We start from the raw sequence: 24,181 nt of genomic DNA on the forward strand, positions 1-24,181 counted from the left end.
GCCGCGACATTCGACAAATTGTGAAGACGCAATAACTCCACACCACCAGGAAAAAACTTCACAAATACTAATAAATCTGAAAAGCGCAAACCTTACGATACAGACTTTCGCAATGCCATTACTGTTCCGACTCACAATGATCACTCTCCCTCCTGACTTCAAGCGTATCGAATCAGCAGGGGAGCCGCCAGGCAGTTTATTCTTTTCGAGGTATGTTATGAAAACAAAGATCCCGTTACTTTCACAAATATTCAGTCGCTGTCCGAGCCTGTCGAAAATCCGCTTTCAGAGGACTCACTATCGGAGTCAGATTCCAAAACCACCTCCTCGGACTGGATTTCCACTTTGCGATCCAGACTGGAATTTTCCAAATACTGATTAATCCGTTGTTTCGAAACGTCACTCAGCGGGTTACGCAACAAACCAACGAACAGCCCCTGGGTATCCGGAATTTCGAACAATTCATCTCCAATGTCGGAGATATTATTATCATGCAATGCGAGCATACCCAGTTCCCTGAGCTTATCTATGCCTGAAGGGACGCTGGAAATATTTGCGTTGCTCAGCATCAATTCGGTTAAACCTGCCATGTAGCCTACATGCGGAGCGAGTGTCAGAGGGTTGTTGGCCAGATTCAACCGGGTAAGCGTTTCGATTCTAGACAATCCTTCAGCTGTGACCTCGGATAATTTCAGCGAACACCCGTCCAGCGTAAGCTCGCTTAACTGGCGCATTTGAAATATAACTGAGGGAAATTCCTCCATCTTTATGCGGACGACCCCCAAATATTCAATATTGGGAAAGCTGTCAAGAAATGCGCCTATCCGTGCGCCCGGTTTATTTGCGGTCAATAATAACTCTGTTACGTACTCAAATCGGGCGGACAACTTTGGTAGCTCACCCGAAAATTCGACATAGTGGGAAAAACAATCATGTCCGTCGTTCCACTTGGAAACCGACTTGCGCTGCCAGATATCCTGCAGCTTTGCGCTGAACTGCTCGCGAGCCTGGCGTTGTCCGGCGGCTAGCGGCGCCCCCTCCTGTTCCGCCCCCTGCGCATGACGTGACGACCCATTGGCATTCCATAACGCCAATTCATCACGCAATGTCGCGAGTTCTTTTCCAGGCGGGTCAATACGCCGGCTGGGTCACTCTTCAAACGCTCGGTAACGAACGAATTCACTTCTTCATCCGAAAGCTGTGGATAAAGCTCACGTACACGCTCGACAACGGACTTTGACGGTTGCGGGTTAGTGTCGCCACCGCCTCGCAATTGCCCCGCTTGCCTGTGTTGAGCAGTGACGGGAGTGACTGGCAACGGTGCTAGCCCGAGCAATTCGCACACGTCTTGCCGCGATGGCAACGGTAGTGCTCGAACCAACTGCTGCAACGCCGCACCACCGCCATCGGTCACACCCAGCAACCGGTGTTGCGTGGGTTGCAACAGGAACCAGACTGCGGAATACAGCCCAGTCGTCCCTTGAGCAAACAGGTTGTCGCTGTTCCGGATGGCGTAACCTTCGTTTTGACGAATCATCACGTGCCGAACCGGCCATCGAGCATCGCCTATAGCGCTGAAAACGTCGCCATCCGCCACGCCTTGACGAATTTCGATACGAATCTTTGACGGCCATCCGGCAAGACGTTCCATCATTTTTAACGCCAGTCGTTCACTGTCCGCACTGGACACCGAATCCAGATAGAGGCCTTCGCAGGCTCTTGCGAGACGAACATCGCGCAGCGCCACTAGCGTTTGCTCTGCCATTTGCCGCGGCATGCCAGGCTGGTTATGCATATGCAAACGCTCGGCAGCACTGGTATTACGCCATATCGCCTGGGCAGCGGTCTTCGGTAGATCAGGAAATACCCGGCGCATCTGTAAAGTGTTTTCATCACAGTCGGACTCGAACGCATCCTCAGCGTCTTTGAAGCGCTTGAAACTCTCAGGGGCTACCCGCCCCTCCGCCTGAACTTGCTGATCAAGTTCGAATCGCCTGAGGGTGTCCTCCAACAAAAAAGGCACGGGACGATCATGCGCGATCACATCGCGCAGCACTGCTTCGTTAACCCCGCTCACTGCCAGCATGCGTACAACCGTGGTGTCGGAAAACTGCGCAACGGAGCGTCCCGATCGGCGAAAAAGTTCTGCGGCCTGCGCTGTAATTGAATCGGAAATAGTGAAACCGTCGCTCTCCAGTGCGACCCAAAACCGGGACTCGCCGTCCCGCTTCAATAGAGGCCCGGAAGGCGTGCGTTCTCTGGCCAGCGTGGCACGAAGCAGACCGCTCTCAGCGTCCGTAACCACTTGCACGATATGGTCACTGGCGACGGCGACATACTGACGCTGCTTCAAAATCCGGATGCCCTGCGCATCGGCATCGCCGAGGTTTTTGGGTGTGGGTACCCAGTAATCCGTCAGCGAAGACTTCGCAGCAAGCAGCGCAAATTCGTCGATTGCGGAAGAACCCGGGTTCGCGCTCACGCTGATCGCCGGCATTACTACGACGGCGTCTGGTTCGAAGGAACGACGCAACGGTTCGAAGCTGCCGGGTATGGGCGAATGCGGCATTGCTGGAGAGGCGAACGGTGGCCGGTGAGGGCCATCCGCATTGATCTCAGGCGTTTTGGTTGGGGCAGAAACAGGTTTGACCTTTGGCGGTTTTCCAGCCATGTGTACTCATCCTTGAGTGGGGTTGTGCTGCCCCTTTCGACAAAGGGGCGAGCGTCTGAAAGTTGGTAAGGGCGCGGTTATGCAAACTGCCCACCCTTGAACATCACAGCTTATTGGTCGCTACACCGCATGAGGCATATACAGTTACTACCTCCACCGACATTGCATCAGTGAAAACATTAATCAGCCGCGCTACAGATACAAATTGCACTCATAAAAATTAACGCAAACTGCCAGCGTATATCCTGTGCCGCATTCAGATAGAAATATTCAGTGCTCATCGTTATAAACAAACTTTGGCATTTCCCAATGAAAGCGAATCGCGAGCAGACGTAACAGGAACCCGCCAAACAAAGTGATGAGAATGGCCTGCTCGCTGGGCAGTTCAAGATAAAGACACAACATGTAGCACCATGCTGCAGCAAACGACACGCTCGCATAAAGTTCGCGCCGGAAGATCAATGGAATATCGTTGCAGAAAATATCGCGAAGAATGCCGCCGAATACCCCGGTGATCACGCCACTGACCGATGCCACCAGCATACCGTGGCCCATTTCCAGAGCAGTCATGCAGCCGATCAGGGTGAACGCCACCAGACCGACTGCGTCGAGCACCAGAAACAATGAGCGCAGGTGGCGCATCCAGCGTGCGGTGAATACGGTGAACATTGCCGCAACTGAGGTCAACACCAGGTACTCCGGGTGTTTGACCCATGTCAGCGGGTAATGCCCCAGCAGCACATCACGAACCGAACCGCCACCCAACGCGGTGATGCAGGCAATCAGTACCACACCGAACCAGTCCATGCCGCGACGGCCGGCAGATAAAGCCCCGGTCATGGCTTCAGCGGTAATGGCAATCAGATAGAGCATCAGCAACATGGTGGCGATCCCGGCAGAGAGGCGCGCAGTCTAGCCACTTCGCGCCGGTATCAAAAGAGATGGCGTTAGCCTCGTTCCAGTCTGAAGCTTCGTTCTTTGAAATCGGTGCGAATAGCCAGTTTATGTTCAGTGCCAAATTGATCCAGTGCGGTAAAGCGGAAAACTTCAGACCTGTCCACCGGTGGTTGATCGCGTGCAGCCGGGGACAGTAGTTGGACAACCGTCAGTTCTCCGACGCGGTCGTTGACTCGAACCTCGTAGTCCTTCTCATGATAAATATCTCTGATGGAGTCTGGCGTCGATCCGACGACGTCGGTAAACGGTAGCGACACATCAAGACTTTGCCGGTCCGGGCGAACCATGATGCCTGCCTGAAACGCTGCATTCCACGCGTTGATTTTATTACCGAAGGCAAAAACAACATTCTTGACGGAGTCTTCAGCAATCCAGTCCACTAACTTGACTTGTTGCAGATTGGGATACAGGCCAAGGTAGTACTTGTAAATACGTTGATTTCTAAACCCGCCTTCATACCAGACGTCTTGCCAACGGAATTGCTCCACCGCATAGGTAACCGGCAGGATGGCCTCAACGCTGACGCTGCTGTCATGCCTGCTCGACAGCGTTGTGCCGTTACTGCGGATGATTGTGTTATCAAACTTTAAGGACGCACCGATCTGGATGGTTTCGACATTCTCGCTGGAAACCCAGAACGTGCGGACCCGGCGCTGGCCCGAAGAATCCTCGTCGCCCTCATCCTCCGCAACGGTGGCGGTGTGCGCTACCGCCAGGGTAAAACGGCCCTGCTCCGCGCTGGCTCGCCAGCCATTACGCAGGGTTTTGCCGCTGTCATAGTGAATGAGACGAATGCTCTCCATGACCTCGTCGGAAACCGCAACGACGTCTCCGTCGCGATCCAGACCAGATACTACGACCTGGACTTTAACCTGCATGCGCCCATTGGCATACAGGACTTTATTCCGACTGAATCCACCTGCGTCAAACTTTACAGCCAAACTACCTATACTTTCCGCCGCACCCGACTGGTCGGACTGGCCTTGTAATGTATCCAACTGTTCACTCATGAATTTCTTCCTTGCAAGACTTGAGTCTCGAGCACTTCGCAACTCGAAATAGAGCGCAAGTAATAGCACAAGAACAATCAAACCCCGCATTGGAAATGTGTAATAAAAAACGAGAAAGCGATCATCATTCCATTAAAATGACGAACCTGAACTTACATCGCGATGCAAATTAAACTCCGATCAACACTAAAGTTCAGCTTTTCGCAACAGTAATAATAGATAACATCTGCTTCGAAGTTTTACGGCAGGCCATTTGCGACAAATATCGACGATCAGCGGCAAGCGCCACCAGCGCGTTTTACGCGGGCACGACACGGCGCGAGCGACACGTTTCAATGCAGGAGCAACCCGCGGCAGCTCCTGCACTACCCCCGTCAGAACTTGATGAAGTGCTTGCGGTAATGCTGCAGCTCGGCGATTGATTCGCGGATATCGTCCAGCGCCAGGTGCGTGCTGCCCTTCTTGAAGCTGTCGCGCACGTCTGGCGCCCAGCGTGCGGCCAGTTCCTTGAGCGTGGAAACGTCGAGGTTGCGGTAGTGAAAGTAGCTTTCCAGCGCTTTCATGTGGGTATAGAGGAAGCGACGGTCCTGGCAGATGCTGTTGCCGCAGATCGGCGACTTGCCCTTCGGCACCCACTTTTCCAGGAAGGCGATGGTTTCGGCTTCGGCTTCGGCCATGCTGATGCGGCTGTCGCGGACACGCTGGGTCAGGCCTGAGTTGCCGTGGGTGCGGGTGTTCCACTCGTCCATGCGCGCGAGGACTTCGTCGCTGTGGTGGATGGCGATCACCGGGCCTTCGGCCAACGTGTTGAGGTCGCTGTCGGTGACGATGGTGGCCATCTCGATGATGACGTCGTTATCCGGGTCCAGACCGGTCATTTCAAGGTCGATCCAGATCAGGTTCTGCGGGTTTTGCATATTCGGGCTCCTGGGCAATGCTGCGCAGTTTAGCCTAGGCCGCTGGCCGGGCGTGCTAAACTCGCGGCCGTTTTACCTAATCGCTGCATTCTTCAGACGGAACACCCATGGCCAAACGCCAACTCAATCGTCGTCAAAACTGGCGCATCGAAAAGATTCAGGGCGAGCGCGCCGCCCGCGCCGCCAAACGCGAGTCCTCGGCGGTCGAAGCGCTCGAGGGCGGCGACCTCGGCCCTGAACAGCACGGCCTGGTGATCGCGCACTTTGGCGTGCAGGTCGAAGTCGAGGCCGTTGACGGCGAACTGGCTGGCCAGGTATTTCGCTGCCACTTGCGCGCCAACCTGCCAGCGCTGGTAACTGGCGACAAAGTCGTCTGGCGCGCCGGCAACCAGGGCATCGGCGTGATCGTCGCGCAATTGCCGCGCACCACCGAACTGTGCCGTCCCGACAGCCGTGGCCAGCTCAAACCGGTCGCAGCCAACGTCGACATGATCGTCATCGTCTTCGCCCCGCTGCCCGAGCCACATGCCAACCTGATCGACCGCTATCTGGTCGCCGCCGAACACGCCGGCATCCGCCCGTTGCTGTTGCTGAACAAGTTCGACCTGATCGACGAACAGAATGCTCCGGCGCTCAACGCGTTGCTGGCGGTCTATCGCACGCTGGGTTATCCGGTGCTGGAAGTTTCCGCGCACCACGGCAACGGCATGGAACAACTGCAGAAACAGCTCGACGGGCGCATCAGCGTGTTCGTCGGCCAGTCCGGGGTCGGCAAGTCCTCGCTGGTCAACAGCTTGCTGCCCGAGGTGGAAACCCGGGTCGGGCCATTGTCCGAGTTGTCCGGCCAGGGCACGCACACCACCACCACCGCGCGGCTGTTCCACTTCCCCGGCGGCGGTGAACTGATCGACTCCCCGGGTATCCGCGAATTCGGCCTTGGCCACGTCAGCCGCGCCGATGTTGAAGCCGGTTTCATCGAGTTCGATGATTTGCTCGGCACCTGCCGCTTTCGCGACTGCAAGCACGACCGTGAACCTGACTGTGCGCTGCTCAAGGCACTGGAAGACGGGCGCATCCAGCAGCAGCGGATGAACAGCTACCGCTCGATCATCGCCAGCCTGCCTGAAAACGGCTATTAAACAGGCCAGTCGGCAGCCCTTCACGCGGGGCTGCCGACTGTCAGTTTCTGCCTGATCCTTCGAGGCATTTTTAAACGTCGGAGTTTTCTGTAAGGCTTTCGCACGCCTGCTTGAAGGACATTTCTGTTTTGCCGCTCAGACCTTGTGAGCGCGTTCCAGATGCCTACATTCGGTTCCTCTTTCGCCTCTTGCGATCTTCGAGGAACGTCATGCAAACCTATCATCTGTTCATCAGCCATTCGTGGAGCTATGCCCACGCCCACGACAATCTGGTGCGCCTGCTCAATGCGAAACCGGGGTTCACCTACAAGAATTTTTCGGTGCCTACGCACAACCCGATCCTTGATGCTCGTACCGATCAAGAACTTGAGCAAGCCATAGAAAACAAGATTCGCCCCTGCTCGGCGGTGCTGATCATGGCCGGCATGTATTCGACCTACAGCAAGTGGATCAACAAGGAAATCGAGATCGCCAAACGCATGGGCAAGGTGATCATTGCGATCAAACCGTTCGGCGCCGAGCGCATCTCGACCGTGGTGCGCAACGCGGCACACGCCGAATGTGCGTGGAACACCAACAGCATCGTCAGTGCGATCCGTCTGCACACGGCGGTGTGAGCATGCGCAAGGGACTGTTTATCGGCATTAACGATTACTCGAATATTTCCGGATTGAGCGGCTGTTGCAATGACGCCATGGCCATGGCCTCGGTGCTCAAGAGCAACGCCAATGGCGACCCTAACTTCAAGAATGTCGTGCTGACCTCGGCCGAGGATTACCTGAGCCGCGAAAGACTCGAGGACCAGATCCGCGAGCTGTTTTCCGGCGACTGCAACGTCGCCCTGCTGTATTTCGCCGGACACGGTGGCTTTGACGCCGATACCGATGAGGGCATGTTGATCCCGCAGGACTACCGCAACGCGAAAGACGGCATCCGCATCAGCGACATTCTCAACTGGGCGACCAAAGCCACGCGCATCAAAAACAAAGTGATCATCCTCGACTGCTGTCAGAGCGGCTCGGCCGGCGACGCGCGCGCCTTGCGCAGCGAAAGCAGCACGATAGGTGAAGGCATGACCATTTTGACTGCCTGCAAGAAAGAGCAGCCGGCCATGGAAGGCGCGCAGCACGGAGTATTTACCGGCCTGTTGCTGCAAGCGTTGCACGGCGGCGCGGCGAACATCCTTGGCAAGATCACCCCCGGCAGCCTGTATTCCTTCGTCGACAATGCGCTCGACGCCTGGGAGCAGCGCCCGGTATTCAAGACCAACGTTTCGCAGTTCATATCCCTGCGCGAGGTCTCGCCGCTGATCCCCAAGGAAATCCTGCGCAAGTTGCCGGACTGGTTCGCCGAGGCCGAGTCGGTGTTCGCGCTCGACCCGAGCTATGAGCCCACCGAAGCGACGTTCGTGGCCGAGCATGGCGAGATCTTCGCCCAGTTGCAGAAATGCAACCGCCACAGCCTGATCGAGCCGGTCGACGCCGAACACATGTACTACGCCGCCCTCCACTCCACCGGTTGCCGCCTTACCGCCCTCGGCGCCTATTACCGCGAACTCGCCATCAAAGGACACTTCTGATGCCCGTATTCATCAGCTACCGCCACATGGACCGCGCCCATGCGATCGCTATCAATGCCCGTCTGACCCAGGCGAAGATCAAAACTTACCTCGACGTACTCGACCCGGAATCGCAGACCACCGATGACATCACCGGGGTGATCACGCGCAACATCACCGAGTGCACGCATTTGCTGGCGGTGGTTTCAGAGAAGACGGCGTTGTCGTGGTGGGTGCCGTTCGAAATTGGCGAAGCGACCATCAGCAATCGCCGGATCTGTTCGTTCAAGACCGGCCCGGCGGAGCTGCCGCTTTACCTGGATAAATGGCCGAAGCTGAGCACCACCAGTGATCTGGATTTTTTCATCGACGCCTATCGCGATGAAGTCATGAGCAAACGCTCGATGGCGCTGGATTCGATCAATGAATCGATCAAGGGCAGCTACAAGCGCAATGCCGAGTTCTTTCATGAACAACTGAAAAACCGGATTCGGCGCGGGTTCTAGAGCGTTGTCATGCCTGAAGAGCCGCTCACCCTGGCCCTCTCCCGGCGGGAAAGGGGACTGACCGCGCCGAGCTCAAGGGGTACGCCGACCTGAGGTATCACGGTCGAACTCTGGTTTTGAAATCCCTGAAGATCGGCTCCCTCTCCCTCTGGAGAGGGCTGGGGTGAGGGGCCGCGATCTTCGCCGCACAGTGATCCTCAAGCCGAACACATCAGGCAAAAAAAACCGACATCACTGTCGGTTTTTTTATCAATCACTGCTTCGGCGCTGGCGCCGCCCCACCCGGCTTCGGCGCGGCATCATCAAACAGATTCAACCGCTCGCGCAGCTCATGCGCAGGCACCGGTTGCTGATCCGCCGGCAATGCGTTCGGATCAGCAGGCGTTGCCGGAGCAGCCCCGCTCTGACTCTGATCCGCTGGCTTGGCAGCATCAGCACCTTGTGCACCTTCGATGGCCGCCTGGGCCTTCTTGGTCAACACGACGATATCGATGCGGCGGTTGACCGGGTTGAACGGGTTCTCGCGGTCGAACAGCGCCGACGAGGCATAACCGACCACTCGCGCCACTTGCGCATCCGGGTAGCTGCCGGCAACCAGGGCGCGCCGTGCAGCGTTGGCGCGGTTGGCCGATAGCTCCCAGTTGCCGAAGTCGCCCGTGCCGATGTACGGCTTGGCGTCGGTGTGGCCACTGATGCTGATCTTGTTCGGCACCGCTTTGATGGTGTCGGCCATGGCCAGCAGGATGTCTTCGAAGTACGGTTTCAGACGTGCGGAACCTGAGTCGAACATCGGCCGGTTCTCGGCATCCATGATCTGGATGCGCAAGCCGTTCGGCGTGATCTCGAAGAGGATCTGGTCCTTGAATTTCTGCAGCTGCGGGTTCTCGTCGACCTTGTTCTGCAGTTCTTGCAGCAACAGCTCCAGACGCTCCTTCTCGACCTGTTCGGCCATGCCTTCAACCTGGTCGGTGTCGACCGTGACCTTGTCGGGTTGCGGCTGCGACTTCACTTCCGGGTTGAGGGTATTTTCCGGCGCCGGGGTCGGCGTACCGCCGAGATCGATGATGTACGGCGTACCGCTTTCGGAGAAGCCGACCGGGTCCTTGAAGTAACCGGCGATGGCGATTTTCTGTTCCGGCGTCGCCGTGGACAGCAGCCACAACACCAGAAAGAACGCCATCATCGCCGTGGCGAAGTCGGCGAAGGCGATTTTCCACGCCCCACCGTGGTGCCCGCCGGCAATGCGCTTGACGCGCTTGACTATGATCGGCTGATTATTTTCCATGACTTAACGACCGCGAACCGCTTGTTCCAGCTCGGCGAAGCTCGGACGGTGCGCCGGGTACAGAACCTTACGACCGAACTCGACCGCCAGCGACGGCGGCATGCCGGACGCCGAAGCCACCAGCGAAGCCTTGATGGCTTCGTAGACGTTGAGTTCTTCCTTGGCATCGTGAGCCAGCGAGTGCGCCAGCGGGCCAAAGAAACCGTACGCCGCGAGAATACCGAAGAACGTACCGACCAGTGCCGCACCGACGTGCAGACCGATCGACGCCTGGTCGCCCTCGCCCAGCGAGGCCATGGTCACCACGATACCGAGTACCGCCGCGACGATACCGAAACCGGGCATACCGTCGGCAATGCCGTTGACCGCATGCGACGGGTGCTCTAGGTCTTCTTTGAGGCTGTACAGTTCCATGTCGAACAGGCCTTCGAGCTCGTGCGGAGCCATGTTGCCGGAGGACATGATGCGCAGGTAATCGCAGACGAACGCGGTCATGCGCTCATCCTTGAGTACCGCCGGGTACTTGGCGAAGATCGGGCTCGCCGCAGCGTCTTCGATGTCACCTTCAATAGCCATCATGCCTTCGCGGCGGCTCTTGTTGAGGATCTCGTAGATCAGCCCGAGCACTTCCAGATAGAAGGTGTGGGTGAAACGCGAACCGAACATGCTCAGGGATTTCTTGAGCACGTGCATGGTCATGTAACCGGGGTTGGCCTGCAGGAACGCACCCAATGCCGCACCGCCGATGATCATCACCTCGAAGGGCTGGATCAGAGCGGCAATCTTGCCGTGGGAGAGCACGTATCCGCCGAGCACGCTCGCGAATACGACGATGATGCCGATAATTTTAGCCATAGGTAGAAGGTACTTGTTTAAGTCGGGTTCAAGGTCATATTCGGAAGTTAAAAAATCTCTTCTTCTACTTATCGGCAAAACTGCGCCAGACTATAGCCAGTTCAGGCGAAAAGCCAATTTAGCCCATGCCGGGCGCGTCTACAGTCACTGAAGATCCCGTCCAGACATGGCTAATGAAACGAACGTCCCACACGCAAAACCGACCACCCTCGACGGCTGGGTCAAGCTGCTCGACAGCGTCCGGCTGCCCGTGCCGCAAGCGGCGCACGACAAAGTCTGCCGGGCGATCCGTGACAATCGCAGCTCGCTGCGCGACATCGCCGATCTGATGCAGGACAGCCCGGCGCTGGCCTTGAGCATCCTGCGTGAGGCGAATCGTCACACCCACGGCACGATGGCCACGCCGGCGGAAAATCTCGAGATTGCCATTAATCGTCTCGGCCTCGCCCGTACCGAAGAATTGCTCGCACGCCTGCCCGCCGAACCGCAGATGCAGATCCCCAAGGCCCTGCGCCAGCTGCAGCTGATCAGTCAGCACGCGACGCAACAGGCCAATGGTTTTTTCGCCAGTCGCCTGGCGCGGCTGTGGCAGGACATCCATTGGGGCAGCCTGCTGTTTCTGTCACCGCTGTGGCCGCTAGCGCTGACCTTTCCGCAACTGCTTGAGGAATGGGAGCTGCGGGTCATCCACAAACGCGAACCGGCGCACCTCGTCGAGAAGCAATTGTTTGGCGTGCGCCTGCTGAAGATTGCCGATGCGCTGGTCGAGGCCTGGCGTCTGCCGATCTGGGTTCAGCAAGGCTATAAACTGCTGCTCAACGAACAGCGTGAACTGGTGCAAGTGTTGCGTATCGCCCGCGACAGCGAACATCCGTTGCGCCAGCAGAATCGCCTGGACGATGACCCGACCCTGCGCCGCTGGCTCAATCAGCCGGCCAACACCGTGCTGCTGGCCAACGGGCTGGCACTGTCGGCGCATCAGGCCTGGGACAGTCCGCACAGCGAGCGCTGGCAGTACCTGACCAGCCTTTATCTACAGATGTCCATGGACGAGGTGCAACAGCAGTTGCACCAGCAAGCGGCGAACAGCGCGCGCCAGCACGCCATGCCGGATGTGTGGCACCCGGCGGTTGCGCTGCTCTGGCCGTGGGGCACGCGACGCTTGCCGGCGGGGATGTTGCCCGCAGCGGCACCATCATCTGATGACCTCAGCGAATGGCGTCGGCAATGCGCGGAACTGCTCGCCGAACCCAGTCGCTTCACCAACGCCATGAGCCTGACCGTCGCCGCGCGCGATGCGCTGGTGGCCAGCGGCATGCGCCGGGTGATGATTCTGATGGCCGACCGCACGCACTCGACGCTGCGCGTGCATCAGACCGCCGGCCTGCCGAAGGAAGCCGGCGCGCTGAGCTTCGTCGTCAGTCAAAGCAAGGTGCTGCAACGCCTGCTGACGCAACAGGCGCAAGTGCGGATCACGCCGGAGAACAACGCGCAATTCTCTGCATTATTACCCGCGAGCCTGCGCACACTGTTTCGCGGCGAGCATCTGTTCTTGCGCTCACTGGTCAACAACGGCCGGGTGATCATGATCGTCGTCGCCGATCAGGGCGGCGGGCCGTTCGCCGATATCACCGTGCAAGCGTTCGCTAAAACCGCGCAGTGCATCGAAAAAGCCCTGCACAGCTTTAGCAGCCGTGGCCGATGAGCCTGCGCTACAATCCTCCCCTTTGTGCTCTGGAGACCTCGCATGTCTGACTTCTCTGGCTTGCCGCTCGTCATCGAGCCGAGCGACCTGCTCCCGCGGCTCGGGTCCCCGGAACTGATTCTGGTGGACCTGACCAGCCCTGCCCGCTACACCGAGGGTCACCTTCCCGGCGCACGTTTTGTCGACCCGAAACGCACTCAGCTCGGCCAGCCACCGGCACCGGGCCTGCTGCCAGCGCAAGCCGATCTGCAAGCGTTGTTCGGTGAGCTGGGGCATCGTGCGGATGCGGTCTACGTGGTCTATGACGACGAGGGAGGCGGCTGGGCCGGACGGTTCATCTGGCTGCTTGATGTGATCGGTCACGATAAATACCACTATATAGACGGTGGCCTGCCGGCCTGGCTGGCGGAAGGTTTGCCGATGTCGATTCAAGTGCCGCCAGCCGTCGGAGGTCCGGTGGCGCTGACCCTGCACGACGAGCCGACGGCTACCCGCGAGTACCTGCAAAGCCGTCTCGGCGCCGCCGATCTGGCGATCTGGGATGCGCGCGGGCCGCTGGAGTACTCCGGCGAAAAGGTTCTTGCAGCCAAGGGCGGCCATATCCCCGGCGCGGTCAATTTCGAATGGACCGCCGGCATGGACCAAGCACGTCAGCTACGCATCCGCACCGATATGCCGAAGATCCTCGAACAGCTCGGGATCACCAAGAACAAAGAAATCATTACCCACTGCCAGACCCATCACCGGTCGGGCTTCACGTATCTGGTGGCCAAATCCCTCGGTTATCCGCGGGTCAAGGGCTACGCCGGTTCCTGGGGCGAATGGGGCAACCACCCCGACACGCCCGTCGAGATTCAAGCTTCCAAGGAAAATCAATGAAAGAGCGTCTGTTTATCCTCAGCCAGTACCTGCTGCCGCATCACCTGCTGTCGCGTCTGGCTGGCTGTATTGCCGAGTGCCGCGTGCGCTGGTTCAAGAATGCCTTCACCCAGTGGTTCGCCAAGCGCTATCAGGTGGACATGTCGCAAGCGCTGGTCGAAGACCTGACCGCGTACGAGCACTTCAACGCCTTCTTCACCCGCGCCCTGAAAGACGGCGCGCGTCCGCTGGACCAGACCCCAGGCGCGATCCTCAGCCCGGCCGACGGTGCGGTCAGCCAACTCGGCCCGATTGAGCACGGCCGCGTGTTCCAGGCCAAGGGCCACAGCTTCAGCGTGCTCGAATTGCTCGGCGGTGACGCGGCCAACGCAGCGCCATTCATGGGCGGCGACTTCGCCACCATTTACCTGTCGCCGAAGGATTACCACCGCGTGCACATGCCGCTGGCCGGCACCCTGCGGGAAATGGTCTACATTCCGGGGCGGATCTTTTCGGTCAACCAGACCACCGCCGAAAACGTTCCGGAATTGTTCGCCCGCAACGAACGCGTCGCGTGCATCTTCGACACCGAACGCGGGCCGATGGCCGTCGTTCTGGTCGGCGCGATGATCGTTGCTTCGATCGAAACTGTCTGGGCCGGCCTGGTCACGCCGCCGAAGCGTGAGCTGAAAACCTTCCGCTATGACGAAGCCGCCCGCGCGCCGATTCATCTGGAAAAAGGTGCTGAACTGGGGCGCTTCAAGCTCGGTTCGACAGCGATCGTGCTGTTTGGCCCGGATCAGGTGAGGTGGGCCGAAGAGCTGGTAGCCGGTTCGCCAGTACAAATGGGCCAAAGCCTGGCACTGCCAAAAGCCTGATTGGAGCGCAGCGGGGGCAGCACGGTGCTGCTCCCGCACTCCGCCATTTGCTGCTATGGTTTTTGGCATGAGCCAGACCAATTCCCCACTCCGGCTGCGCGCCCCGACTCCGAGTCAGCCGCGTCTGTCATTTTGCGAAGCGAGCCCGCGCGATCTCAAGCGCTGGATCGCCGGCCTGCCCAAAGCCAACATCGGCGAAACCGCGCGCCAGTTGTATCAGGGCCTGGGCGAACTCAACCAATTGCTCACGCCCAGCGACAACCGCCTCGCGCTGCTCGAATTGCTGCGCCCGGAAGTGTATTTCGTCTGCCAGCATCTGGAGCGGCACTTCCTGCATCAGGCGATCATGCTCGACGAGCGCTCGCGCAAGATCAGCAATCTGTGCCAGGCACTGCAAGGCCATCTGGCGATCGGCTATATACAGATCGTCCTGCGCATTACGCCCAAGTACCGCAAGGAACGCGCGGCACTGGTCAGCACCGCCCTGCAACGGGCCGCGCATGCCTTGAAAGGCCAACTGCTGCGCGCCACCCAGTTGTACAGCGCGCCGCCGGAGCAATTGTGGTTCGAGCTGCATCAGCTCTATCGCAACGCCGTTGAACTGCAACTGCAACATCGACGCGTGCACGACGATCTGGCCAGCCTCACGCCTGAATTGAGCCTGGAGCAGACCTACATCGCCGCGCTGCTATTGGGCAGTGCCCGGTGCAATCAGTTACGGCAGAATCAGATCGCGCGGCTGGGCGAAGCGCTGGAGCCATGGAGCACCCTGCTCAAGTTGCAGCCCGCCGGGCCAGACACGGGTCTGTTTGCAGTCAGCGCCGAACTGGATGTCGGCCCGCGTTACCGCAGCATGTTTCGCAGCGAGCAACGCAGCAGCCTGCTCAGCTTCGATCCGCAACCGCTGGTGGCCGCCCTCGACGCGCAGCTGAATCAGCAATCGGCCGCGGCGCTGCCGATTCCCGCAGGGCTCAGCCTCGATACCCTGCAACATCTGCACGCCACCTGGGGCCAGACCGCCGAGCGCAGCTTTCAACGCACCGCCGGTCAAGGCGACCTGACCGTGTGCGTAGGCATGAGCGCCCTGCATTTCTACCTCGGGGGCGGACGCACCTTCAGCGAATTGCTCAAGCATCCCGGTGCGCGCCCGGCGAATTTCAGCCAGGTGGTCGCCAAAGGCGAAAAGGACAGCTGGAGCCAGGCGTACGACGCGGCGCCACAAAGCAACGATGAGTACCTGCCCTACGAAGAAATCCAGTACGACCAATTGATCGAAGACGAGGGCAGCGAAGCCACCGCCAATTATCCAACCTACGCCCTCCCGGTGATCAACCACAGCCCCGGCGGTTATTGCCTGGCATGGCCGAACGAAGTCCCTGCCCAATTGCAGGCCGGGGAAATGCTCGGTATTCGTGACAGCGCCAGCCAGGGCTGGAGCATCGCGGTGATTCGCTGGATACGTCAGGTGCGCGGTGGCGGTACGCAAATGGGCATTGAGCTGGTAGCGCCGCACGCCCAGCCATGCGGCTTGCAACTGGTGCGCTCACGGGATGATCACAGCCAGTATCTGCGCGGTTTGCTGTTACCGGAGATCAGCGCGATCGACTTGCCGGCCACGCTGTTGACGCCGCGGTTGCCGTTTCAGGAAGGTCAAAAAGTGCTGATCAACACCCACGGCGAAGAGCATCGCGCCGGGCTCGATCGACGCGTGGCGAGTACGCACAGCTTCAACCAGTTCGCCTATCGCTCGCTGGAGACCGCGCAGAATGGCGCAAGCGAGGAGGACTTTGATTCGTTGTGGAAGTCACTCTAGACCGAGGCGCGGCCTTCGCGAGCAGGCTCGCTCCTACATTGGAATGAGATTCCCTGTGGGAGCGAGCCTGCTCGCGAAGAGGCCAGATCAGGCGACAGAAATTTCAGGCCTGCCCATCACGATCACGGAAGCCCAGCAGATACAGCACGCCATCCAGACCAAGCGTCGAGATCGCCTGCTTCGCCGACTGCTTGACCAGCGGCTTGGCACGGAACGCCACGCCCAGCCCGGCAATCGCCAACATCGGCAGGTCATTTGCGCCGTCGCCCACGGCGATCGTCTGCTCAAGACGCAAACCTTCCTTGTGCGCCAGTTCCTTGAGCAGGTCAGCCTTGCGCTGCGCGTCGACAATCGGCTCGATCGCCACGCCGGTGCACTTGCCGTCGATCACTTCCAGTTCGTTGGCGAACACGTAATCGATGCCCAGCTTGGCCTGCAATTGCTTGGCAAAGTAGGTGAAGCCGCCGGACAGGATGGCGGTCTTGTAACCCAGCCGCTTGAGTTCGGCGAACAAGGTTTCCGCGCCTTCGGTCAGACGCAACGACGCGCCGATCGAGTCGAGCACGCTGACGTCCAGACCTTTGAGCAGCGCCAGACGCTCCTTGAAGCTGGCGCGGAAATCCAGCTCACCGGCCATGGCGCGTTCGGTGATTTCCGAGACGCGGTCGCCGACGCCAGCCGCTTTTGCCAATTCGTCGATCACCTCGGCTTCGATCAGCGTCGAGTCCATATCGAACACAGCCAGACGGCGATTGCGGCGGAACAGCGAATCTTCCTGGAAGGCGATGTCGACGTTCAGCTCCTGGGCAACGCTGAGGAATTCCGCGCGCAATGCTTGCGGATCGGCCGCTTCACCGCGCACGGAAAACTCGATGCAGCCCTTGCCCTGATCGGCCGGTGTGTCGAGCGCCATACGCCCCGACAAACGGTCGATGTGATCGATATTCAAGCCGTACTTGGCGGTGATCGAACTGACCGCCTGCAATTGCCCGGCGGTGACCTTGCGGGTCAACAGCGTAACGATGTGGCGCTTTTTGCCCTGATTGCCCACCCATTGCTGGTAATCCGCTTCGGACACCGGGGTGAAGCGCACCTGCTGGTCGAGCTCGTAGCCTTTGAACAGGATGTCCTTGAGCACGGCCTTGCCTTGCTCGGAATCGGGGATTTCAACCAGGATGCCGAACGACAGGGTGTCGTGGATCACCGCCTGACCGATGTCGAGAATGTTCACGCCACCCTGGGCCAGAACGCCGGTAATGGCCGCCGTCAGACCCGGACGGTCGACTCCCGTGATGTTAATCAGGACGATTTCGCGCAACGCGCACCCCCGCAACTGGAAAAAAACCGCATTCTACGCACTTTCAGTGACCATCGGGCACCGCCAGCGCTTTGCCGGTCTGGGGCCTGTCGCTATACTGCGCGTCAACTTCACGGACAAAGAGCCGAGCTCAGTGAACCGGCCCACGCCTGTTAAAACCGATAACTTCTTCCTGCTGATCTTCCGTGCACTGCGCCATCGCCGTGTACCGATTGCATTGCGCATTGCCAGCCATAACGTGATCCTGGTCGCTCTGGCCCTGGTGATCTACGCCGGTGTGATGGGCCTGCAGTTCAAGCAGGCCATGCACCAGCAGGCCGATGCGCTGGGCGAAAGCCTGACCACGCAGACCGCGACCTCGGCCACCGAGCTGCTGGTGTCCAATGACATCCTCAGCCTCAACGTGCTGCTCAACAACCTGACCAAGAACAAACTGGTGGCCCACGCGGCGATCTACAGCGTGGACAACCGCATCCTCGCCGAATCCGGTCAGCGTCCCAAGCACAGCCTGCTGGGCGAAGCCGAAGGCATGTACGAGAGCAAGATCACCTTCCAGGACGTGACCGCCGGGCAACTGCGCATCAGCCTGGACATGGATCAGTTCCAGCAACCGATGACCATCAGCCTGCAAAGCATGGGCATTCTCAGCGGGATTCTGCTGGCGCTGTCACTGGCCCTGAGCTTGCGCATGGGCCGGCATCTGTCGACACCATTGCTGCAATTGCGCGTGTGGCTGCGGCGGATCGACGAGCACACCCCGGGCATCGATCGCCAGGATGAAATCGGCGATCTGGCGCGGCAACTGCACGCCAGCTACGCCCCGGAGCCCGCGCCTGAACCGGAACCGGTGTTCGAAGACGAAGAGGATGAGCCGGAATTCGAGGTGCGCAACCTGCGTGACCCAAGCTTCGACGAAACCCGCCCGATGGCCGCACAAAAGCCTGCACCGCGGCATCTGGTCAGCACCGTCGAAGATGATGACGACGATGACGCGTTTGCCGACCTGCGCGACGAATCGCTTGATGCCGCCGCGCAACCGGCCGTGCGCAAGCCGACGCCAAGCATTGCGCAGCACAGCGCGGTACTGGCCGTGCAGCTCGGTTCGCAAGAGCAGTTGCGCCGCTTGCCACGCGCCCGCCTGGAAGAGTTGCAGGAACGCTATCGCGATTGCCTCGAACAGGCTGCTTCGCTGTATCAGGGCGAAATCGAAACCCTGAACGACGGCAGTACGCTGATGCTGTTCCACACCGAAGACTGTGGCGACGATTACCTGACCAACGCGATCTGCTGCGGCGAACTGCTGCGTGCACTGGGCCACCAATTGCAGATCGAGGTCGCGGACAGCGGCATCACCCTGCAATTGCAATTGGGTCTGACCTTGGGCGATGAATTGTTCGGCCTGAGCCAGATCGATCTGCTGCTGACCGATTCGGCGCAGGATGCCCTGGCCTTGTCGCAACACAGCCGCAACCTGCTGCTGGTCGAGCGCAAGATCAGTGACGATGCGCTGATTCGCCAGCGTGCACGGATCCGCCCGATCGCCAGCCCGGAAGGCGCATGCTGCGTGGAGCGGTTGATGGAGCCGTATCCGTCGATGCTGGAGCGGCAACTGGCGCGGATGCATGAGCGCCGGGCTTAAGCCTTAGGCCTGAAATATGAAAGCCCGCAGATGAGGGATTGTCTGCGGGCTTTTTTGTGTGCGGTGTTAATGATGTCGCGTTCATCCCCTAAAAGCCCCTCACCCTAGCCCTCTCCCAGAGGGAGAGGGCACTGATTGGGGGATATTCGAGAATGATGCCGACATGAACGCTTGGCTGTGAATCCATAATCGACTCGGTTTTTCAGGTCGATGTAAGCCATGAGTCACCTCGGTCGGCTCCCTCTCCCTCCGGGCGGTCCGACGTTTCGGGAGGGCTGGGGTGAGGGTTGCTTTTGATGTCTACGGAGCCCCAGACACAACAAAGCCCGCACAAGGCGGGCTCTGTTCTGACTCGATCCAGTCTTAGAAGCGAAACACTTCCATATCCGTACGAATCGGCGATGCCATCGGAATCTTCGGCTGCTTTTCGGCTTCCGCCGCCGGAGCTGCCGGTTTGGCGTCCCGCTTGCGCGGCGCCTCGGCCACCGGAGGCTGGTTGGCCAACGGCTTGAGTGCCACCGACAACTGCTCGGCCAGACGCTGCAGCAGGATGCCCTGCGCCTGCACCTGCGAAGCGGTGCTGCCGGCATGCAGCTCCTGCAGATGAACAATGCGGTTATCGCGCACCTGACCGCGACGGTCGATCAAGCGCCACTGCGCATCGAGAATCGCCGGTTGCTTCGCACCGGAATCCAGACGCGTGATGGTCAGCAGCACTTGTACATCCGGCGTAAAACCGGTCGTCGCCGGAGCCAGCACCACACGCTGGCTGTCCAGATGACCGGCGACCTGACGCATCAGTAACTGATCGATATCCGACGAAAGGCTACCGGCCCAACGACCATCGGTCGCCGCCTGCAAGCTGCCATCAGGTTGGCGTTGCAGCAGGGTTTCTCGTTGCAGGTAATCAGCAATGATTACCGGGCCCAGCAAAACCGCCATGCCTGCGCTTTGCGCAGGTTGAACCGGACTTCCGCTGTCCAGCTGATACAGCGACACCGGCTGGTGTACGCTGCAACCCGCCAGGCCAAGAACGCCGGCGAGCAACAAAAAAAGAGGAAGGCGCAGAGCAGTCATCATCCCGTCCAGGTGGCCGCCACAAGGCTGACCACAGTGAAAATACTCAATAAATATGAAGAACGCTCGGCCACGCCGGCGCTTGAAAGGCCATATCATCCGTGAATATGCGTTCCGACTCCAGCGCCAAAGCGTCGATCTACGTGTTTAATCGCAGATCGAACGCTCTAGGAGGGCGTTCTCGCCTAATTGAGGTTTTCGACGAGCAGCGCATCGACCCTCTGAAAGCCTCTCGGAAGTTTGTTTCCGCGACGCCCACGCTCACCTTTGTAGTGTTCAAGGTCGTCGGCCTTCAGTGACAGAGTGCGCTTTCCGGCCTGCAATACCAGGGTGGCACCCTCTGGAAGGACGGCGATGTCCGTCACGTATTCCTCGCGGCTGGCGACGCGTTCACCGGAGATCCCGATGATCTTGTTGCCCTTGCCCTTACCCAATTGTGGCAGATCGCTGATTTTGAAGATCAGCAGGCGACCTTCGGTCGTGACCGACGCCAGCCAGTTCTGTTCACGGTCGGCGACGGGACGCGGGGCGATGACCTTGGCGTTATTCGGCAGGCTCAACAACGCCTTGCCGGCCTTGTTCTTGGCTTGCAGGTCTTCGCCCTTGACCACGAAACCATAGCCGGCGTCGGAGGCGATCACGTACAGCGCGTCATCTTCAGGCATCAGCACGCATTCGAACGAGGCACCCGGCGGCGGCGTCAGACGACCGGTCAACGGTTCGCCCTGACCACGGGCCGACGGCAAGGTGTGCGCGGCGACCGAATAGCTGCGGCCTGTGGAGTCGATAAACACCGCAAACTGGTTGGAGCGCCCCGCTGCCGAGGTCTTGAAGCCGTCACCGGCCTTGTACGACAGGCCGGTGGCGTCGATGTCGTGGCCCTTGGCCGAACGCACCCAGCCTTTTTCCGAGAGCACCACGGTGACTTTCTCGTTGGGCAGCAGATCATGCTCGGTCAGCGCCTTGGCTTCAGCGCGCTCGACGATCGGCGAGCGACGGTCGTCGCCGTAAGTCTCGGCATCTTTCAACAGCTCGGTACGCACCAGCTTTTTAAGCTTGGCTTCGCTGCCGAGCAGCGCTTGCAGCTTGGCTTGCTCCTTGAGCAGTTCGTCCTGCTCGTCGCGCAGCTTCATCTCTTCCAGTCGCGCCAACTGACGCAGACGGGTATCGAGAATGTAGTCCGCCTGGATTTCGCTGAGGGCGAAACGCTCGATCAGTTTGGCCTTCGGGTGTTCCTCGGTACGGATGATATGGATCACTTCATCCAGGTTGAGGTAAGCAATCAGCAAACCGTCCAACAGGTGCAGGCGACGCTCGACCTTGTCGAGGCGGAATTGCAGACGGCGACGCACGGTCAGCACACGGAATTCCAGCCACTCGACCAGCAACGCGCGCAGGTTTTTCAGCTGCGGCTTGCCGTCCAGACCGATGATGTTGACGTTGACCCGGTAGGTCGACTCCAGCTCGGTACTGGCAAACAGGTGCTGCATCAGCGCTTCGTGATCGACGCGACTGTTGACCGGAATGATCACGATGCGGCACGGGTTTTCGTGATCGGACTCGTCACGCAAGTCAGCAATTTGCGGCGCTTTCGATGGTTTCGCCTGCATCAGCGCGGCGATCTGCTCCAGCACTTTGGCACCGGAGACTTGATGCGGCAGCGCGGTGACGATGATGTCGCCGTCCTCAACGTGGTACACGGCGCGCATGCGCACCGAGCCCTTGCCGGTTTCGTACATCTTCAGCAGGTCGGCACGCGGCGTGATGATTTCCGCTTCGGTCGGATAATCCGGGCCCTGAATGTGCTCGCAGAGCTGCTCGACCGTGGCCTTCGGCTCATCGAGCAGGCGCACGCAGGCGGTGGCGACTTCGCGCAGGTTATGCGGCGGTACGTCGGTGGCCATGCCCACGGCGATACCGGTGGTGCCGTTGAGCAGAATGTTCGGCAGGCGCGCCGGCAACACCAGCGGTTCCTGCAGGGTGCCGTCGAAGTTCGGGCCCCAGTCGGCAGTGCCCTGGCCCAGCTCGCTGAGCAGCACTTCGGAATAGCGCGACAGCCGCGCTTCGGTATAACGCATGGCGGCGAAGGACTTCGGATCGTCCGGCGCACCCCAGTTACCCTGACCGTCGACCAGCGTGTAGCGATAGCTGAATGGCTGCGCCATCAGCACCATCGCTTCGTAGCACGCCGAGTCACCGTGCGGGTGGAACTTGCCGAGCACGTCGCCGACGGTACGCGCCGACTTCTTGTGCTTGGAATCGGCATCCAGCCCCAGCTCGCTCATGGCGTAGACGATACGCCGCTGCACCGGTTTCAGGCCGTCGCCGATATGCGGCAGCGCGCGGTCCATGATCACGTACATGGAGTAGTTGAGGTAGGCATTTTCGGTGAAGTCAGCCAGCGAGCGGCGTTCTACACCGTCCAGGCTGAGATCAAGGGAGTCGCTCATGCGGGCCTCATCGGTTCGTTGTCTGGCGCAGCAGCATGGTGCCACCGCGCTGAGTAAATTCAAGTCTGTTCAGGGCGCTCATGCCGAGCAGTACCTGATCGCCATGCAACCCTGGCGCCACCAGTGCGCGAACGTCACGCAAAACGATGTCGCCCAGTTGCAGGCGGGCAATTTTTGTTCGATAGCCCTGGCTCAGGCCATTGGCCGTACTCAGGGTCACACCGAAACCTTCTTCAAGCTTCAAACGCTTGGCCAGATCCGCCGGGATCGACACATCGGTCGCCCCGGTGTCGAGCATGAATTCCACCGGCTCGCCGTTGATCTGACCGCTGGCGACGAAATGCCCTTGAGCATTGCTCGCCAGTTTCACTTCGATAAAGCCTTCGCCCTGCTCGGACGTCACGACAATGTTCGGATTCTGCTGGCGCTGTTCCCACTGCCCGAAAAAGCGCGTGGCAAGAAACAGCGCCGCGCACCAGGCGAGCACCATCAGCACCCGCCCGGCGCGTTTGCCCGGTGGCTGCTGGCTCAAAGACCCGCATCCCAGCCGCCCGCGGGCGCAGCAAAGCGCCAGACGATCGGGCGAGACTCGCCATCTGCCCGAGTCGCAAAATTGTTATCGACCCCGATCCATGCTCCTTGGGCATCGACCAGCAAGGCTTCGGTCATACCATGCCGGGCCGCGTACTGACGGCTCGGAACCAGCGCATCTGCTGCGAATGACCAGCAGCGTTCCTGCTTTCCTGTCAGCATTTCATGACGACAGATTTTGAAAGCATTGCGATCCAGCAGGAACAACTTTTTATTGAACAAAGCGATATCCGAAAAATCCTTGTCTACCCATGTGGAATCCGGGAATTGAGGAGGCTGCGGCGCCAACCCCTCTTCAGTCATGACTACACATTCCGCACCACAAAACCATGTGTAGTAAACGGGAGCAATTGACCGTTTGATTTTTACCAGCCCTCTTTTTTGCCGCTCGGCAGCCAGCCATATTTCAGTACTGGCGATTCCCGTAATGATCAATCCCTCAAACAATGCATTGGCGTGTATCAGCAATCCAGCTTCGCGCGCCATAGTCACCATCCGCAACGAGATCTGCAACCATCTGATCCCGCCATCCGGTGAGATTCTGAGAATGGCTGAATACGTTTCACTGAGAACGTAAAGGTTGCCTGCAGGATCACAGGTGATGCCTTCAAAATCCAACTTCCCATTGCCTGCCAGAGCTCGCAAAGCGCTTTGAGCTTGCATGGCCAATGTCCGGCCTGGATCATTCGGCACCGTCGGTACATCAATCAAAACAGCTTCAGCCTTCCACACCTTGTCTCGCGTATCGAGCCTGTAGATCTGATCGTCATCCCGGTCCGACACTGTCCACAACTGCTCGCCGCACCGGGCCAGCCCGGACAGATTACCTCCACGCATTCCCTCCACCGGATGTTCTGAAAGCATTCTTAATTCAGGGTCGGCAGCAAGCCCTATCGAACTCCAGACAAGCAAAAAAACCGCAATAGAGTGGTCGAGTTTCATCGTTGAATCTCC

At 59.2% G+C, this 24,181-nt stretch carries 21 protein-coding genes; 9 read left to right on the plus strand and 12 right to left on the minus strand.

Translation table 11 applies throughout. The features are described from left to right. Positions 1–251 precede the first annotated feature (251 nt). The 5 genes from M0746_RS23040 to orn all read right to left on the minus strand — a co-directional run bounded on the left by M0746_RS23040 (position 252) and on the right by orn (position 5,555). Positions 252–1,106 carry a leucine-rich repeat domain-containing protein gene (locus tag M0746_RS23040; RefSeq protein ID WP_258450698.1) on the minus strand — a complete coding sequence of 285 codons (855 nt, stop codon included), beginning with the start codon at positions 1,104–1,106 and terminating at the stop codon, positions 252–254. Then, positions 1,025–2,671, minus strand: a complete 1,647-nt coding sequence (locus M0746_RS23045) for a DUF6543 domain-containing protein (RefSeq protein WP_258450699.1) — start codon at positions 2,669–2,671, stop codon at positions 1,025–1,027. The genes M0746_RS23040 and M0746_RS23045 overlap by 82 nt, the downstream gene beginning before the upstream one ends. Positions 2,672–2,941: 270 nt before the next feature. After that, positions 2,942–3,553 carry a trimeric intracellular cation channel family protein gene (locus tag M0746_RS23050; RefSeq protein ID WP_208938969.1) on the minus strand — a complete coding sequence of 204 codons (612 nt, stop codon included), beginning with the start codon at positions 3,551–3,553 and terminating at the stop codon, positions 2,942–2,944. 65 nt (positions 3,554–3,618) lie between these two features. Further along, positions 3,619–4,638, minus strand: a complete 1,020-nt coding sequence (locus tag M0746_RS23055; RefSeq protein WP_258450700.1) for a hypothetical protein — start codon at positions 4,636–4,638, stop codon at positions 3,619–3,621. A gap of 374 nt (positions 4,639–5,012) precedes the next feature. Beyond that, positions 5,013–5,555 carry an oligoribonuclease gene (gene orn / locus M0746_RS23060; protein ID WP_053116764.1) on the minus strand — a complete coding sequence of 181 codons (543 nt, stop codon included), beginning with the start codon at positions 5,553–5,555 and terminating at the stop codon, positions 5,013–5,015. Between the two features lie 107 nt (positions 5,556–5,662). Here orn and rsgA point away from each other — a divergent pair, with 107 nt between their 5' ends. From rsgA to M0746_RS23080, 4 genes are all read left to right on the plus strand, one after another. After that, positions 5,663–6,694 carry a small ribosomal subunit biogenesis GTPase RsgA gene (gene rsgA / locus M0746_RS23065; RefSeq protein WP_258450701.1) on the plus strand — a complete coding sequence of 344 codons (1,032 nt, stop codon included), beginning with the start codon at positions 5,663–5,665 and terminating at the stop codon, positions 6,692–6,694. A 209-nt stretch (positions 6,695–6,903) separates the two neighbouring features. Continuing rightward, positions 6,904–7,311, plus strand: a complete 408-nt coding sequence (locus M0746_RS23070; protein WP_090280733.1) for a TIR domain-containing protein — start codon at positions 6,904–6,906, stop codon at positions 7,309–7,311. Positions 7,312–7,313: 2 nt separating this feature from the next. After that, positions 7,314–8,273, plus strand: coding sequence for a caspase family protein (locus M0746_RS23075; protein WP_258450702.1), 960 nt, complete (start codon positions 7,314–7,316; stop codon positions 8,271–8,273). Beyond that, positions 8,273–8,758, plus strand: a complete 486-nt coding sequence (locus M0746_RS23080) for a toll/interleukin-1 receptor domain-containing protein (RefSeq protein WP_208938973.1) — start codon at positions 8,273–8,275, stop codon at positions 8,756–8,758. Before M0746_RS23075 ends, M0746_RS23080 begins: the two co-directional genes overlap by 1 nt. Positions 8,759–9,011: 253 nt before the next feature. Here the strand turns inward: M0746_RS23080 and motB are convergent, their stop codons facing one another. Next, positions 9,012–10,043: a flagellar motor protein MotB gene (gene motB / locus M0746_RS23085; protein WP_258450703.1), complete on the minus strand. Its 1,032-nt coding sequence runs from the start codon at positions 10,041–10,043 to the stop codon at positions 9,012–9,014. Between the two features lie 3 nt (positions 10,044–10,046). After that, a complete protein-coding gene (motA, locus tag M0746_RS23090) occupies positions 10,047–10,898 on the minus strand; it encodes a flagellar motor stator protein MotA (RefSeq protein ID WP_024011357.1) in 852 nt (283 codons plus the stop codon). A 166-nt stretch (positions 10,899–11,064) separates the two neighbouring features. Between motA and M0746_RS23095 the strand changes: the two genes are divergently transcribed. From M0746_RS23095 to M0746_RS23110, 4 genes are all read left to right on the plus strand, one after another. Next, complete coding sequence (locus M0746_RS23095) at positions 11,065–12,603, plus strand: HDOD domain-containing protein (protein ID WP_258450704.1); 1,539 nt, start codon at positions 11,065–11,067, stop codon at positions 12,601–12,603. 42 nt (positions 12,604–12,645) lie between these two features. Continuing rightward, positions 12,646–13,482 (plus strand): thiosulfate sulfurtransferase, encoded by an 837-nt coding sequence (rhdA, locus tag M0746_RS23100; protein ID WP_258450705.1) that lies wholly within the window; start codon positions 12,646–12,648, stop codon positions 13,480–13,482. Then, positions 13,479–14,339: an archaetidylserine decarboxylase gene (gene asd, locus M0746_RS23105; protein WP_258450706.1), complete on the plus strand. Its 861-nt coding sequence runs from the start codon at positions 13,479–13,481 to the stop codon at positions 14,337–14,339. Before rhdA ends, asd begins: the two co-directional genes overlap by 4 nt. Before the next feature lie 67 nt (positions 14,340–14,406). Then, on the plus strand, positions 14,407–16,152 hold the full coding sequence (locus M0746_RS23110; protein WP_258450707.1) for a molecular chaperone: 1,746 nt from the start codon (positions 14,407–14,409) through the stop codon (positions 16,150–16,152). A 103-nt stretch (positions 16,153–16,255) separates the two neighbouring features. Here the strand turns inward: M0746_RS23110 and serB are convergent, their stop codons facing one another. After that, the gene (serB, locus tag M0746_RS23115) at positions 16,256–17,470 is read right to left on the minus strand and encodes a phosphoserine phosphatase SerB (protein WP_258450708.1); all 1,215 of its coding nucleotides are present in this window, start codon (positions 17,468–17,470) and stop codon (positions 16,256–16,258) included. Between the two features lie 133 nt (positions 17,471–17,603). Here serB and M0746_RS23120 point away from each other — a divergent pair, with 133 nt between their 5' ends. After that, a complete protein-coding gene (locus tag M0746_RS23120) occupies positions 17,604–19,109 on the plus strand; it encodes an AhpA/YtjB family protein (protein WP_208938980.1) in 1,506 nt (501 codons plus the stop codon). Between the two features lie 363 nt (positions 19,110–19,472). Here M0746_RS23120 and M0746_RS23125 read toward each other — a convergent pair whose 3' ends face one another. The 4 genes from M0746_RS23125 to M0746_RS23140 all read right to left on the minus strand — a co-directional run bounded on the left by M0746_RS23125 (position 19,473) and on the right by M0746_RS23140 (position 24,169). Beyond that, positions 19,473–20,186, minus strand: coding sequence for a PqiC family protein (locus M0746_RS23125; protein ID WP_208938981.1), 714 nt, complete (start codon positions 20,184–20,186; stop codon positions 19,473–19,475). A gap of 185 nt (positions 20,187–20,371) precedes the next feature. After that, on the minus strand, positions 20,372–22,636 hold the full coding sequence (gene parC, locus M0746_RS23130; RefSeq protein ID WP_130909839.1) for a DNA topoisomerase IV subunit A: 2,265 nt from the start codon (positions 22,634–22,636) through the stop codon (positions 20,372–20,374). A 7-nt stretch (positions 22,637–22,643) separates the two neighbouring features. Further along, positions 22,644–23,168, minus strand: a complete 525-nt coding sequence (locus M0746_RS23135) for a retropepsin-like aspartic protease family protein (RefSeq protein ID WP_093105455.1) — start codon at positions 23,166–23,168, stop codon at positions 22,644–22,646. Next, positions 23,165–24,169 (minus strand): esterase-like activity of phytase family protein, encoded by a 1,005-nt coding sequence (locus tag M0746_RS23140; protein WP_258450709.1) that lies wholly within the window; start codon positions 24,167–24,169, stop codon positions 23,165–23,167. Before M0746_RS23140 ends, M0746_RS23135 begins: the two co-directional genes overlap by 4 nt. Positions 24,170–24,181 lie beyond the last annotated feature (12 nt).

It is taken from the genome of Pseudomonas sp. S11P7 (assembly GCF_023195435.1).
Classification (GTDB): Bacteria; Pseudomonadota; Gammaproteobacteria; order Pseudomonadales; family Pseudomonadaceae; genus Aquipseudomonas; species Aquipseudomonas fluorescens_G.